Annotated in this window: 15 protein-coding genes; 8 read left to right on the top strand and 7 right to left on the bottom strand. The window is 48.6% G+C overall.

Annotation, left to right across the window (positions count from 1 at the left end):
• The first annotated feature begins 135 nt into the window (after nt 1-135).
• The 5 genes from QT397_06705 to QT397_06685 all read left to right on the top strand — a co-directional run bounded on the left by QT397_06705 (nt 136) and on the right by QT397_06685 (nt 4,863).
• Nucleotides 136-1,434, top strand: a complete 1,299-nt coding sequence (locus QT397_06705) for a YHYH protein (GenBank protein WNZ57031.1) — start codon at nt 136-138, stop codon at nt 1,432-1,434.
• 245 nt (nt 1,435-1,679) lie between these two features.
• Nucleotides 1,680-2,201, top strand: a complete 522-nt coding sequence (locus QT397_06700) for a hypothetical protein (GenBank protein ID WNZ57030.1) — start codon at nt 1,680-1,682, stop codon at nt 2,199-2,201.
• Between the two features lie 533 nt (nt 2,202-2,734).
• Complete coding sequence (locus tag QT397_06695) at nt 2,735-4,183, top strand: ATP-binding protein (GenBank protein WNZ57029.1); 1,449 nt, start codon at nt 2,735-2,737, stop codon at nt 4,181-4,183.
• 6 nt (nt 4,184-4,189) lie between these two features.
• The gene (locus tag QT397_06690) at nt 4,190-4,741 is read left to right on the top strand and encodes a response regulator (GenBank protein ID WNZ57028.1); all 552 of its coding nucleotides are present in this window, start codon (nt 4,190-4,192) and stop codon (nt 4,739-4,741) included.
• The gene (locus tag QT397_06685; protein ID WNZ57027.1) at nt 4,711-4,863 is read left to right on the top strand and encodes a winged helix-turn-helix domain-containing protein; all 153 of its coding nucleotides are present in this window, start codon (nt 4,711-4,713) and stop codon (nt 4,861-4,863) included. Before QT397_06690 ends, QT397_06685 begins: the two co-directional genes overlap by 31 nt.
• 34 nt (nt 4,864-4,897) lie before the next feature.
• On the opposite strand, the gene QT397_06680 is transcribed toward QT397_06685, so the two are convergent.
• Nucleotides 4,898-6,664 (bottom strand): aminopeptidase P family protein, encoded by a 1,767-nt coding sequence (locus tag QT397_06680; GenBank protein ID WNZ57026.1) that lies wholly within the window; start codon nt 6,662-6,664, stop codon nt 4,898-4,900.
• Nucleotides 6,665-7,208: 544 nt separating this feature from the next.
• On the opposite strand from QT397_06680, the gene QT397_06675 reads away from it, so the two are divergent.
• Together QT397_06675 and QT397_06670 are read left to right on the top strand one after the other, a co-directional pair.
• Entirely contained in the window at nt 7,209-8,423 is a 1,215-nt protein-coding gene (locus tag QT397_06675) for a site-specific integrase (protein WNZ57025.1), read from the top strand.
• Between the two features lie 91 nt (nt 8,424-8,514).
• Nucleotides 8,515-9,588, top strand: coding sequence for a hypothetical protein (locus tag QT397_06670; GenBank protein ID WNZ57024.1), 1,074 nt, complete (start codon nt 8,515-8,517; stop codon nt 9,586-9,588).
• 105 nt (nt 9,589-9,693) lie between these two features.
• Here the strand turns inward: QT397_06670 and QT397_06665 are convergent, their stop codons facing one another.
• The 3 genes from QT397_06665 to QT397_06655 form a co-directional block, all read right to left on the bottom strand.
• On the bottom strand, nt 9,694-10,947 hold the full coding sequence (locus QT397_06665) for a Y-family DNA polymerase (protein WNZ57023.1): 1,254 nt from the start codon (nt 10,945-10,947) through the stop codon (nt 9,694-9,696).
• Nucleotides 10,947-11,444 (bottom strand): translesion error-prone DNA polymerase V autoproteolytic subunit, encoded by a 498-nt coding sequence (gene umuD / locus QT397_06660; protein WNZ57022.1) that lies wholly within the window; start codon nt 11,442-11,444, stop codon nt 10,947-10,949. The genes QT397_06665 and umuD overlap by 1 nt, the downstream gene beginning before the upstream one ends.
• Before the next feature lie 298 nt (nt 11,445-11,742).
• Nucleotides 11,743-11,964: a hypothetical protein gene (locus QT397_06655; protein WNZ57021.1), complete on the bottom strand. Its 222-nt coding sequence runs from the start codon at nt 11,962-11,964 to the stop codon at nt 11,743-11,745.
• 222 nt (nt 11,965-12,186) lie between these two features.
• Between QT397_06655 and QT397_06650 the strand changes: the two genes are divergently transcribed.
• Nucleotides 12,187-12,546, top strand: a complete 360-nt coding sequence (locus QT397_06650; GenBank protein WNZ57020.1) for a helix-turn-helix transcriptional regulator — start codon at nt 12,187-12,189, stop codon at nt 12,544-12,546.
• Nucleotides 12,547-12,608: 62 nt separating this feature from the next.
• On the opposite strand, the gene QT397_06645 is transcribed toward QT397_06650, so the two are convergent.
• The 3 genes from QT397_06645 to QT397_06635 all read right to left on the bottom strand — a co-directional run bounded on the left by QT397_06645 (nt 12,609) and on the right by QT397_06635 (nt 14,942).
• Nucleotides 12,609-13,559 (bottom strand): HNH endonuclease signature motif containing protein, encoded by a 951-nt coding sequence (locus QT397_06645; GenBank protein WNZ57019.1) that lies wholly within the window; start codon nt 13,557-13,559, stop codon nt 12,609-12,611.
• Between the two features lie 102 nt (nt 13,560-13,661).
• On the bottom strand, nt 13,662-14,210 hold the full coding sequence (locus tag QT397_06640) for a hypothetical protein (GenBank protein ID WNZ57018.1): 549 nt from the start codon (nt 14,208-14,210) through the stop codon (nt 13,662-13,664).
• 291 nt (nt 14,211-14,501) lie between these two features.
• Nucleotides 14,502-14,942 (bottom strand): DUF2793 domain-containing protein, encoded by a 441-nt coding sequence (locus QT397_06635; protein WNZ57017.1) that lies wholly within the window; start codon nt 14,940-14,942, stop codon nt 14,502-14,504.
• Nucleotides 14,943-14,957 lie beyond the last annotated feature (15 nt).

Raw genomic sequence — 14,957 nt, 5'->3', positions numbered from 1 at the left:
TGAACGCAGTGCACAAATCTGAAAAAAATTAAGGCGATAAAGAGGATATAAAATGTAGCTAGCAGGCCATCCACATTTCATTCACTTTTGTGCGCTAGGTTCGGGGAGCAACTCCTCCATATGCCACGGTGTGATATGAAAATAATTAAAATTTTTGACCGGAATGGCCAGCCTACACTCTCTTATACACTAGCGTTGATAATATCTCTCGGAGTTCTTCAGGGATGCGATAGTGGCTCTTCCTCAGATGAGGATGGCGATGACTCTTCTGAGACCTCCTCTGAAGAGTCAGATTCCAGCACTGATTCTGGTGTCTGGATTATGAATACTGATGACGAACGCGCGCCTTACATTTATGAAAGTAACAGCAATGAGCAGGTTCTGGTCAACGTCCAGAGCGTAGCATCAGAAACCGTAGATGGCCGGGAATACACCGTTGTCTCAGCAACCGGTGTTCCCGACTACGAGATTGAAATTACTCAAAGTATTCTAGACGAACTACTTGAACGTCCATTAGCCTCCTCTGATTTCGAAACCGGCAGCCCCACTGTCAGCGTTGGAGATATTGTCAGCTTTGGGCAAGATATTGGCTATACGGGTATTGGCACCTGTGATGTAGATGCCGGCTATGGATTTTGGCCACCAGGGCTCGTTTGCCCAGAGAATGTCTCTCATGTCGGATACATCCCTGTCGAACCCGAGCCCGCAACGGAGGAGTGCGCAACGGGGCTCGGCGTACAGGGCTACTGGGTAAATGGCGTCTCTATTTATGATTGGGGTGATGGTCAATCAGTGGATGGCACCTGGCAAACCCTGGCACCGGTTGCTGAGGTCTACGATGTGGATATCTGTGGTGGACACGCCGCAAACGGAGATTACCACCATCACTTTTATAGCGATTGCCTAGCCGATCTTGTTGGCGATATAGGTTACGACCACTCCCCTATCTACGGCTATACCGCCGATGGCTACGCAATCTATGGCCCCTGGCAGAGTGAAGGAGAACTCGCAGAAAGCAGCTGGGCTGTACGAGATTATGACGACCCCAGCTCCGAGAGCGGTTGCGGCGTAGCAGGCGAGAGAAGCTGTCTCTTGGTGGATGAATACGACCTCTCCCAAGGAGTCGAAACAACATCGAATACCGGCCCCACGACAAGTGGCTCTTATACCTCCCTGTCAGGCAATGAGTTCACTACAGCAGCGGGCTTTTTCTACGAGGACTATTACTGGGACGAAGACCTGACTAATGAAGGCGGAGTATATTTGGACCAGCATAACGGTCACTCAGATGACGAAAGGGGATACCATTACCACCTGACTGTCACTGTCGATGATGATGGTGAGCTTGTCCCCGCCTTCCCATATACTTTTGGCCCCCGCTTTTACGGCAAGCTAGATGATCAAACTATTGTCAATGAGTGCTCAACACAGTAGTTCAGCGGTGCACTAACATTGAAGGCCAAGCCACTTTCCTAATACGCCGGAAATCTCCCTGGAGTCGCAGTAAGTGTAAGCTTTGCGGTCCCTTGTTTTTACGGGGACCCACACCCCAGGTAATGGAAGTAACTGGAGCAATAGCACCCGATAGACTAAAAGCACTGGTAACCAGAAGTATTCACAGCAACAGCAGTTTGAATGAAGTTTGTTGCCCCATCGCCAAACCTGGGAGTGAGACAATAATGAAAATTCTTCGAGCCGTTCTTATCGGGTCTTTTATCTGGGGAATGAACAACCTTGCTACAGCACAGCCAAACTCACACACGAGCCATAACGGCGACCAACACCCAGTAGTCGAGATCCCTTTACACAATGCTGCACCGCGCATCGAACTGGACATTAGTCGCGATAAAATGTCCGGATATAACCTACATATAGACTACGACCGGTTCGAATTAGAATCCCCTCGCCACGCCAATGATGCCTCAAAGCAATATCTGGAAGGTCATGCCCATCTCTATATCAATGGTAAGAAAATACAGCGAATCTATGGTCCAGACTTACACCTTCCCGACAAGCTGTTTAAATCGGGCTTCAACCAAATTACTGTCACTCTTAATGCCCATGACCACAGTACCTGGAGCCGGGGAGGGAAGAGAATTCTTGCAACTCTATTTATCCGGCTCGATAAGCCCGATCTGATATTGCATCGTTTTTCTACATCTCCAATAAAGTCGGGAGTAAGCACAGGCAAACCGGGATAATAATAGAAGTAACTACCAGTAAGGACTCAATCTCTCCTACCGACTCAGGGCATGGAGGCCCCAAGAACAGCTTTGGATAACCAAGCTAAGTATATTGGCACTTAGGGAGCCTCTGAATAACTCCGTGATGCCTCTGGCATGCAGAGCGGTTCACAATCAAGGCGCGGCTTCGCAGGAATGTCTAGATCTTTCAAGAAGTCGCAACGCGGAGTGTGAATCGCTCTGCAAGCCCGAAGGGCGGGCCTTGAAGGCCGCATCTGCTGCGTTGCAGCTCTTGCAAAGGGCTACGGCCATTCTCGGCGAGCTGCGCCTAACATCTGCAGACTTCAAGACCCGCAGAGGTATTACGGAGTTATTCAGAGGCTCCTTAGCTCGGGCTCTTATCGTGAGACTCTCGGAGTGTTAAAAGATTGCTCTGATATTTACAGTAAGTGTAGGCTTGATCTTCTGAGCCGCGTTTCCTCAGTGGAAACAGAGTAAAATGCACCTGAGCTCACTGTGAACACAGGCTACTGAAATCCAAGCTACCGGCTATGTCGTTAAATATTCGCTATAAACTAAGCCTCGCTTTCTTATTGACTACAGCAATTACTGTTGGCGGAATGTTCGTATTCTTTCAGTGGAGCTTTAAGCATGGCTTTATGACCTATATCCAGTCTCAGGAGCTTCGCGAGGTCGGCGATTTGGTAGATGAGTTACAAGAAATCTACGCCAGCGAAGGGAGCTGGCAATCTATCGACGGCAATAGCAGGCGCTGGCAAAGACTCCACAGACGCGTGATGTCCAGTCACTTTGAGGATATGCCACCCCCACATCGTCCACCTCCGGGTACGAGGGGCCCCCGCCGCCCGCCTGAGCCCCCACCTGAACACGCAGTGGGCAAGTCGCTTAATGCCCGCCTGGTCCTGTTGAACAAAGAGAAAAGACCTCTGATAGGTCGTTATTCAGGATCTGAGAACATGGTAATGCAGCCTCTGGTTGTGGACGGTGAAACCGTTGGTTACCTGGCTATCAATCCACTACCCGTGTTAGATGATGATTTGGCCGTAGGGTTTGTTAAAGAGCAATCGCGGACTTTCGCTCTTATCTCTGTTGCCACCTTCATTCTGGCACTGGCCATTGCCATCCCCCTTGCCTGGCAGCTGGTAAGGCCCATCCGTAAGCTGACCGAAGCGACATCCCATCTTACATCCGGCAACTTCAAAACCCGTATTGATATAGAGCAGCGAGATGAGCTGGGCCAATTAAGTGCTGACTTTAATCGGCTCGCCGCAACGCTGGAAGCAAACGAACATGCCCGAAACCGATGGATGGCAGATATTTCGCATGAGCTGCGCACACCTCTCGCAGTATTAAAAGGGCAGATTGAAGCCATTCAAGACGGTATCAGATCAGCCACACCAGAGAACCTGCTTATACTGCACAGCAAAATTCAACAATTGAGCCGCCTGATAGATGATCTCTATGAGTTGTCTCTCTCCGACGCGGGGGCACTAAGTTACTGCAAGTCCGACATCTCCCTGGAAAATATCCTACGAAGTGTTATCGAAGACTTTGAAATTCCATTCGACCAGAAAGGTATTCGCTTGGGCAGCGACCTCCAACTATCGGAAGATAAGTTAGTCTACGCAGATGAAGCACGCCTCAATCAGTTATTTAGCAACCTGTTAACCAACAGCCTGCGCTACACCGATAGTGGGGGACAACTCAAAGTAACTGCGCGCTGTGAAGCCCGAACAGCCATTATCACTTTCGCCGACTCCGCCCCCGGTGTTGCCAGTGCTGATATACCACACCTGTTCGAGCGCCTGTATAGGGCAGATAGTTCACGCAGCCGGGAAACCGGCGGTGCGGGTTTGGGGCTGTCAATTTGCCAAAATATTGTTACAGCACACGAGGGTAGCATTTCTGCAACTCCGTCCACTATGGGCGGCCTTGAAATAAGTATTTTTTTACCCCTAAGCCAAAGGATTAAATGGTAGGAAGTTATGAGCGCCAAAATATTAATAGTCGAAGATGAAACCGAACTTGCGCACCTACTACTGGATTATCTTCATGCCGCCGACTATCAAGCCGAGATCATTTCTGATGGTAATCAGGTTGTCCCCAAAGTGGAAACTATGAAACCGGATTTGATCCTTCTCGACCTGATGCTACCTGGGCGGCATGGGATGGAGATTTGCGAAGAGATTCGCCAAAAAGGCAACGACGTTCCAATTATTATAATGACTGCGCAAATTGAGGAACCCGATCGTTTGCGCGGCCTGGAATCCGGTGCCGACGACTATGTTTGTAAACCCTACAGCCCCAGGGAACTCGTCGCACGGGTGAAAGCGGTGCTGCGCCGTCGACCACAAAAGGGCGAAGTCGGAAATGGTGGCATCGAACTAGATAGAAATACCGGGCAACTGCGAATCGGAGGTAAAGACGCCAACCTTACTGCGCTGGAGTTCCACCTATTTGACCTACTTTACAGTGAGCCCGGTCGAATTTTTCCCGCGAACAAATCATGGACCGTATCTATTCCGACTACCGCGTAATCAGCGACCGAACTATTGATAGCCACATCAAAAAAGTGCGCAAGAAAATATCAGTGCTTATGCCTGAAAAAGAGTTAATTCACTCTGTCTACGGTGCTGGCTATAAGTTTGAGATAAATTAATTATGCCTGGGGGCACGCAGCCCCCAGATTCACACTACAAAGCTTCAGTAGCCAATTTTAACCATTCAGCAGTTTTTTCAGTAACCAGCGGGGTAATCACATCTCGCACCCTCTGGTGGTAGCGATTCAGCCATTCCCGTTCAGTCTCAGTGAGTAGTGCCACGTCAATCAAATTACGATCGATCGGAGCTAACGTAAGTTCTTCAAATTCTAGAAAATCTGGATAATTTTCGCTCTTTTTCACAAACACCAAATTTTCAATACGGATGCCGTACTGCCCAGTGAGATAAAACCCCGGTTCGTTGGAAACGATCATCCCCGGCTGAAGAGCAACACCTGTTACAGCCTTACCTATCCGCTGTGGCCCCTCGTGAACACTTAAGAAACTACCAACACCGTGACCGGTACCATGGGCATAATCCAGCCCTACCTCCCACAGCGAACGGCGTGCAAGCGCATCAATTTGCTCTCCACAAGTCCCCCTGGGGAATCGCAAAGTCGCAATTGCAATATGTCCCTTTAAAACCCGGGTAAAATTTTCTTTTGCCGAAGGCGGGAACTCACCCAGAGCAACAGTTCGGGTAATATCAGTGGTGCCATCTGGATATTGGCCTCCAGAATCGCACAGATATACCCCTTCTGGCTTTATAGCCAAACTGGATTCAGGGCTCACCCGATAGTGCACAATGGCCCCATTCGGACCATAGCCGGAAATTGTCTCAAAACTGTTGCCCTGAAAGCCTTCGCGAGCCTCCCTTTTACTTCGTAAAAGCTTTACTGCGGACAATTCGTCAAAATGGCCTGTGGCAACCTGTTCAGGTATTTCCGCCAGGAATTCACACACCGCAGCACCATCCCTTTCGTGTGCAGCCTGGCTGCCTGCCAGTTCAATCGCATTCTTACAGGCCTTGGCTTCTGTGACCGGGTCACCTTCCAGCATTAGTTCAATATCCAGTGCCCGCAATTGCTGTAAAGTCCAACTGTTGCTAATCAGGGGATCTATCCATATTTTATTGACGTGGCGGCGCTTAATATTTTCAAATAATTCCCCTTTGGCCACGACTAGACTTACATCTTTATCCAAGTGCTCGATCAACGCATCCCCTACAGCGTCCTCCCCCAAATAAAGAGTTGCACTGCCATCCCGATAAAGGACTGCATTGGCCAAGGCCACTGGTAAGTGCGGAATATCCTCTCCACGGATATTAAAAAGCCAAGCACAGCTTTCAGGATTTGGTAGCCATAAAGCATCGGCTCGTTTTTCTGCGAGACGTCGGGCAATCCTCTGCCGTTTCTCTTTGGAATGCTCACCAGTAAAGATGAAGGGGTGTGGGCGTGCAGGCCCACAGGGAGATGCGGGGCGGTCATTCCAGATGGCATCAATCGGGCTCTGTTCCATCGGCTGTAGTTGGATATCCCTTTCGGCCAATCGCTTCTTGATCAAGGCCAATCCCGGCTCCGTGTGCAGTCGCGGGTCATACCCCAGAGACTGACCGGCATCCAGCTGACTACACAGCCACTCAATGATCGCGACTTGACTGAAGCTCATTAACTCAATGGGTTGATCACCAAGTTGTTGCTGCGCCTGCAAGGTATAGCGACCATCAACAAATAATGCCGCTTCTCGACTGCCTACCGCAGCCATTCCTGCGGAACCAGTGAAACCAGTCAGCCAGGGCAGTCGCTCATCTGCCGCAGGCACACTTTCATTTTGGTACTCATCAGCCCGGGGTATCAAGAAAGCATCGACACTCTGCCGCTGCAACTCTTCCCGCAATGCCTGTAAACGCTCTCGGCTCATAACCTCTCCCCTTCAATAACTGAGTTTGCCACTGCACCGCTAAAAGCCCCTCGATGACTGTTGGCCACAGCAGAGTACAGCGTTAATCCAAATGGATTTGAGCAAATTGTCCAGGTGTGCCAGTCCCGCTGGCAACTCAGCCCATTGACATGACCCCATTCGCCGAGCTGGTAAACTGACAAGTCTAATTTCGCAGTATACCCCACCCTCGGAGCAACGCCTGCGTGTATAATACGCCCCTATTTTTTTCGAATATCCAGTGATCGAATCTTAAAGTATGGGTCAAAGTTCTTCCCTGGCAGGCTTTGCCGGCCGCCGCACCTTCGCCATTATTTCCCACCCCTATAAATCCCCCCTAGTCACAGCCTGACAACCTACGACAAAAAACCAGTTAACCCCGTACAAAACACTACCTTACAAGCATTAGACCCGCGACAGCTTAAGCCATCTAAAACCAACCCCAGCCGAAATAAATGTGTACATAGACGTGTACACAAATCGCCTTTTTGTTAGCCTTAAGAGATATGTACACAAGGAGGTTGTCATGGCGTTGTCGGATACTTGGCTTAAAGCCAACGCAGGTAAGCAAAGGGAAAAGCGGATTGAAAAGGCTGATCGGGATGGCCTTAGTGTGCGCGTTACGCCCCAGGGGAAAATCACTTTCCAACTTCGCTACCGCTACGACGGTAAGCCGGCCCGAGTTGATCTCGGTTCCTATCCATTAATGACACTGAGGAATGCCAGGAGTGAGGGGCTTCGCCTGAAGGGTAAGCTCGAGCAGGGCTATGACCCCAGGGTGGTAAAGCAGCTTGAAAAGCAGGCGATTCTCAATGCCGATTCTTTAGAGGAATTGTTCTTACAGTGGTATCACTCCTACTGCAAGGTAAACAAGAAAGGGCACCACGAAATCCTGCGCTCTTTCCAGTTGTACGTATTCCCTGCCGTTGGCCATCTACCCGCTGAAGAAGTCACACTTCACGAATGGTTGGCACTGCTGGAAAAGCGGGCACAGGCCACCCCCGGTATTGCCGATCGAATCCTGACCAATGCCAAGCAAATGCTGAAGTGGGGCGTGCGACGCAGGCTCATTACTAGCAACCCAATCGCCAATATCAATGCAACAGAAGATCTACATATAAAGAAAAGCATCGGCACCCGCTCTCTAAGCCCGGATGAAATCGGCATGATGTGGCTGGCCGTGGACAACTCGCGCATGGCGGCGAAAAATAAAATCTTTCTCAAGCTATGCCTGTTCTACGGCTGCCGCAATGGCGAGCTGCGCATAAGCGAGAAGGAGCACTTCGATTTCAAGAAGCGTATCTGGACAGTGCCGTCCGCTAACCACAAGATGGGCAAGTCGACAAAGAAGCCCCTACTGCGCCCCATCATTCCAGAGGTTGAGCCCCTGCTGAAAGAGGCTTTTTTGCTGAGCGGCGAAGGCAAACACCTGTTCAACAATAGCGGCAGCGATAAACCTATGGGCCAGGGTGCGCCGCTGGCACTGCCTTACAACCTGATGCAGTGGCTGCGCCGGCACAGAGACTACGAGATGAAACACTGGTCGGTACACGACCTGCGCAAGACGGCAAGGACAAACTTTTCCGAACTGACTGAGCCGCATATTGCCGAGATTATGCTGGGGCATAAATTGCCAGGACAGTGGCAGGTCTATGACCACTATGACTATCTGAAGGAACAAACGGAAGCCTATACAAAGTGGTGGGCAAGGCTTACCACTCTTGTAGATCATTCAGCCTAGAAGTCATGACCAATAATCTTGATGAAAACAGATTGTAAATGACTGGTAAAATTGGATCCTTTGCCATTAAACAGGAAATAAGAGACATTGAATGAATAAAATGCACATTACTCTTTTAGTTGGCCTTGCCTCTTCCGGTATTGCACGTGCGGAAACTTTTTATGAAGATATTGGGATTGGAGTTACGAGCCCTCAAGCTACTTTGCATATAAAGGATTCAGGGGCAACTAATCCTGCAATTCTATTATCTGGCGCCAGCTCTACTGAAGGCGATATTGCAGTCCTGAATGATGACACATTGCAAATTGGCAATTGGATAGACACTTCCGGAAGCTATATTAACTGGCTAGAGATTGACACTGAAAATGTTAAGGAATCCGAGAACGATATAAAGGAATCCGGCCACAGTGAATTTGTGCCCGGCAACACTAAAACTAGACTGAAATTAATTGGCGACAATAGCCATTCAACTATATTCCATTATTCAGGTTTTATTCGACCCGAGGACCATAATGTAAATCTGGATAAGGAGTGCAAAGATACTGAATTGAATGAATGCCTACCCTATAGGGAAGAGCTTGCACTGAGAGCCGTCTCTGACGGTGTTAACCCAAATAACAATGGAGCCGGTGCTCACTTCTACGGTAACCAGGATAGCCAGCATGGTGGCTGGATTGGTTTTTTTACGGATGGCATAGCAAGGATGTCGATAAACAAACAGGGGCGAGTTGGTGTAGGCTCTAAAAATTTACTTGACGATTACAAAAACTATTTTAAGGGTCGCTTCAATATTATAAATCCCGTAAATGAGCCTGGACTCTATATCGAAGGTGCAGGGCCTGATGAAGGAGATATCGCGTGGAAAGATGGTGAATACCTTCAAATGGGAACATGGGAAGCCTCAATGGAGGATAATTTTGACGACAAAAACATCGGAGGCGAATTCCATGAAGTGGTGAGGATTACACATGCAGGTAATCTCTCTGTCAAAAATCCAATCGAGAACGACGATTCACCAGGATATATTCAATTAGATACTTCCGTAGGAACTCCTCCTGATTCTGATTGTAATAGTTCTTCCCAAGTTGGGCGTATGACTATGCATCAGTCTGAATCACTGCTATATGTTTGCGCATCATCAGGCTGGAAAAGCTTGCCCCTTTAAGAAGCCAGCAATTAAATATTAATAGTTATACCTTTAAATCAGGTGGGCCATAATCCTCACCTGATTTAGGCGTTATTTCCTAAAAGTTAAATTTCCACAATCGCTTCAAGTCACCACCCTCGGCAAATCCCCCCACCGAGTGGTATAGGCAGGCGATGTAAATGCCTGCCGCATCTTCCACTTTTTCTGAATTCCTTCGGCCCCTAGAAACAATGTTCCCCGGCCAAACTTTTTATTGATCCGGTCCAGCGCTTGCATGGTCTCCCCTGCCCTGACCGATTGCCCTGGGGTAAATAGATCACCCTGCCCCAGCGCGCGCGGGATAATCTCAACAAGCCCAACGCCAGCTTTCATAAAACGGCAGCCGGGGCGGTACAAGTCAGCAATAGCCCTTCTCACCTGCTGGACAATAATTCGGGAGTCGTCCGTGGGGTATGGGGTTTGCACTACGGTGCTGCGGCTGTAGTAGTTGGGCTCATGGGGTGAGGTGTGCAGGAATAAGTGTATCGACTTTACCAGGGATTTCTGCGCACGCAGTTTCTCTGCTGCCCTGCTGGCGTAGAGAGTGGCGGCCTGTAGTATCGGCGCTAGGTCGGTGAGCTTTTCACCGAAGGAGCGAGTGCAGTAAATCTGCTTCTTTGCCGGGGGCACTTCCTCCAGACCGAGACAGGCAACTCCGTTTAACTCCTCAATGGTTCGCTCAATATTGATATTGAGACGGCGGCGCAAAATCTTTGGGTTGGCCTGCGCCAGGTCATAGGCAGTTTGTATACCGAAATCGGCCAGGCGCTTGGTGAGGCGCCGACCTATGCCCCAAACATCACTGACGGCGGTGCGGCGCTGCATCCACTGCCACTTGGCTGGCGTATCCAGCGCGCAGACGCCATCGCACTTAGGGATTTTCTTGGCCGCTCGATTGGCAAGCTTGGCCAGGGTTTTACTGGGCGCAATGCCCACACCGACAGGCATGCGAATATCTCTCCAGAGGGTGTTGCGGATTGTACGGCCATAATCCAGCCAATCCTCTTGCAGCCCGTGGAGATCCATAAACATTTCATCAATGCTGTAAACCTCCACGTTGGGACTGAACTCGCGCAGGGTGGTCATTACCCGGTGGGAGATATCACCATACAGGGGATAATTACTGGAGAAGATCGCCACGCGATGAAGGCGCAGCAGGTGCTCAACTTTAAAGAAGGGCTCCAGGTCGCCAATGCCTAGTAGCTTCGCCTCCTTAGAGCGCGCCACCACAAAGCCATCGTTATTGGACAGTACCACTACCGGGCGCCCGCGCAGGTCGGGCCGAAATATCTGTTCACAGCTGGCATAGCAGCTGTTGCAATCCACCAGTACCAGCATTAGCAGGGCCGATGGTACCGAACGGAAGCCTTGACCACTCCCTCGACAATCAACTCCTGCCCTTCCCAAATGGGGATCGGTGCGTATTTATCATTCGCGGACAGTAGCTGCCCTTTTTGCCGATCAAGCACTTTGCAGGTTAGCTGCCCATCCAGGGCAACCACCACTACATCACCGTGAACCGGGGTTAAGGATCGATCAACTACCAGCAAATCCCGGTCAAAAATGCCGAGATCCCGCATGGAATCACCGTTGGCGCGGGCCAGGAAGGTGGCAGCCGGGCTGGTAATCAGATGTTGATCCAGGCTGAGCGCCGCTTCTTTGTGGTCATCCGCTGGCGAGGGAAAGCCGCAGCTGACGCCACTGCCGTAGAGAGGGGATAGTTTCATGTGCTCTAACAATATACTGTATCTATATACAGTGTATTGGCGAACCCCCATTAAAGACAAGTCGTCCGTGTGGCCATGAAGTTCCACAGGCGCTTTCAAACTCTTCAATTCCGAGTTCCCACACCCTTACTTAGTACGATTCACTATTAAAAAATCCGCCAAAAAATTGTCTCCGCTTTCAAGTTTGGGTATCGTCATACGCCATTTTTTTAATTGTCGGGAGATTCATCATGCAAGTAGAGACTGATATCAAAGCAGGCCCTGAGGCCGTGATCTGCCCTATCCCCTAGGGCACTGAGGTTGGCTATCTCTTTATAGCCAACCTACCCACCCTAGCCTGCCACGGCCAAGCAACTCACTTTTTATATCGCCTGCAATCTTTCAGCCCTGATAGCAATTGCACTCGCTACCCGTCACGAACAACTGGCTTAAGCGGGCTTGTAGTAGTTCCACTCTGTACTCCACCGACTTTTACCGCATAAATCACCCCTTGGATAGTGGTGCTCACTTCCTCACCTATTAGCCTTAATACGGCATCCCTTCCCGCTAAATCTGGGTAGGCTGCTACCCACTCCAGGGCCACACACAGACTTGCGACCCGCTGCAATTGCTCCATTTGCGCTCTCATAGGGATGCTCAACTCCTTGTAACTGCTAGTCCTATCTCTGCCTTGTGTCACCTAACGCCAGTTGTCTGCACTGCCTTATGACGACAAGTCGCCAAACGCTACTACCAAATTCACATTTCATGAACAGTTGTGCTGAAAGCTTTCTGATTTAGCACGGTAGAATGCAGCTAAGTTTCGATTTTCGAAATACTTTGATTTTATGAGGGTGTATAACGCGGCTCGATGTTTGAGGCCGGATCACTAGGCGATCGCCTGCGCAACGCACGGAAACGGGAGAGGATGACGGTTGCACAGCTGGCAAGGCAGCTGGGGCTTGTGTCATCTCAAATTTCGAAAATGGAAACGGGCGTACAAAGAATACCGGCAGACCTACTGCCGGCTTGGTGTGAGGCGGTGGGGGTTACTTTGGCGGAGGTTTATGGAGTGGAGAACTTGCACCACTTTACGCAGATTCCTTTTCCTCCTTTTATTGCGCGGCTCTATTCGCAACTACCAGAAAGTTTTCGCAAGCATATTCACCGGGTAGTTGAGAGCAGCTATCAGCTCTGGAGGGGGTGCGATAACGATCAGCACGGTCGCTAACTAAAGTCGCACGCAATTGAGTAAAAACTTGAGGGCTGCTTTTGACAATCGATTGCTGATTGTTAATCATTTTCTGTATATTTCATAAACATCGCCAGAAATTCAGCATCCGTTGAAGGTTTAAAGTTGCTGCTATTTTTTTTATCAACGGCACTCTTATCTTTTATGTATGATTGAAACATTGCCAAAGAAACTGGGCCAGGATGAAATCCAATATCAGCGCAGGAGAAAACCTCTAATTCAACTTTCCCATTACATTCGCTCACGCCTTTCCTAGTCAGAGGAAGGCCACCATCTTCTTTCATTCGATCCCGGCCTACAATCACCAAAAGAATTCCTTTGGCCTTTCTTCCAGTGAACAATTCATAGAGCTCAACTTTGTTTTCTAGCCACCTGCCGTAGATTGAAGCATCATTATAAGATTTACGTAGATACTGTACTTCGATAATAAAATCTTGATCTAAACGATCATCCTGCTTGAGGGCATCTAACCTCAACGTGTTACAACCACGAGTGAAGATCACTTGATGCTCGAAAGGAGTTTCTACTTCTTTTTCGAAATGTCTCACAGCAACATGCGTTAAAACAAAGGACATGATATCCGCTCTTTTAGGAGATTCCTTCCTTAGCTTATCATCCGGAAAATCACTATCACTGATCCTAGAGCTAAGATTTCCTTCCTCTAAACTTCCTTGCTGCTGAAGTAACTTCTCAAGCCTATCAAACCTTTCATCTATTTGAGAGTTATAAGAATCATTCAGTAACTTCTTATATTCTCTTAAAGCCTTCCTATCAATAACTTTAGCGTGAGCCATCTTATGATGCTTATCACATAATAAGATAAGGTTTGCCAGAACATTATTCTCTCTATTCTCATCAATATGATGAATTTCCAAATAAGTATGCTCATTGCAGCCTTTTATGGCACAGCGATGCCCAGACTCGACTTCAACTGAGCGCCTGAGACCTGCAGGAATACTTGGACGAGAATTTGAATACTTTGCATCGGGCATTTGAATACTTAGCCTTTTTTATATTAATCGGAAATATATATTTTTGATCTTTTTATTTCCATTTAGGCTCTAATTGGACTAAGGGCCCACTTTAACGGTTTGCTAGTTACGATCTAGACCAATCCATACTGAATGAACCTGATCGCTCACTGCATTTCTAAATGAAAATGTGCCAAATAGTCCTTTACCATTTCCAACCAACTTCATAAACATTGAAGCCTGACTAAATGATTTTTTGTCTTTAGACTTGCAATATAAAGAGAGATAGCCCTCCCAATACTCACCCGAGAGATCATAATCAATATTAAACTTCTTAACTTCACCATCAAATGTAAACTGTAATGAACCAGTTACTGAATGTGCTTGCTGCTCAAGAATCATCGAAAAAGTACTAACGCCAGCATTAAAGCTTTCATTATCAGAGCCTTCTGAATCAGACTCATCAGCACTAGCATTATCTGATTCTTTATCATTTTTTGATGTTTCATTGATTTTTGCATACCAGCTTCCTGAAATATCTGCGCCTTGATATTTCAAAGACGAATACCATGGAGCAATTGAATTGGACCATAATTCTTTAGCCGCAAATATAAGTAATGCTGATAGTATACCAGCAACAACTCCAGTAACGATTTCAATTGGAACTTCCATATTACTCCTTGCAACTAACAGAACTTTCAAAAGCAGCTGCAATATATCACCCACCACTACACCCACAAACTCCCTCGACCACAAGCTAAGAAAGCCTTTGAGGAGCATTAGGTTATTGACAGTTGGCACCAATGTACACAGGCGAAGATATTGCAACTGTATTATATCCCGACATTTTCGACGCTATATATCTTTTAGGAAACCCTTAAAAGCCAGAAAGTTAACACCTTTTTCCTGTGATAAAAATAACGAGGCTTTCGCCTCATATCTAAGATTGAAGTTGCGGCGCAATTAACTCACCTGATTATCCCAAAACACCCCATCCAAAGCCCCCAGCATCTGCCCCACCACCCCGGCTAAATCCGTCGATGTATCCCCAGTAATCTGCGGCAAAGTCGCCGGGCGGTTGGCTACCTGCCAGCCACTGTTGCCGTTGATATATAACAGACCGTCCGCTTGATTCAGTGCGACCTTGGCGGGGAAGAATCGCCAGTAGCCGGGGTCCGCCACATAGCGGGCCAGTTGGCCGTCTTGGCTTGCCCAGTCTCCGGTGCCGCTGGCAACTATGTAGCGGTCGCCATCGCTGGGGGAGCCGGGGGGATCATTTTGGATCCCCAGCACTTCGATCTGCAGCAACGCGTCGATGGTATCCAGGGCTTGGTTTAGGCTGGCGGCTGGGTCCAGTGTGCCTTCAGCTGCGTAGGGTATGGCGTTGTTGGGTGTGTTGCTCATGGTCCTTTTATCCTG

This window comes from Microbulbifer sp. MKSA007 (assembly GCA_032615215.1).
GTDB lineage: Bacteria > Pseudomonadota > Gammaproteobacteria > Pseudomonadales > Cellvibrionaceae > Microbulbifer.
This window is presented reverse-complemented; position numbering and strand designations above follow the sequence as displayed.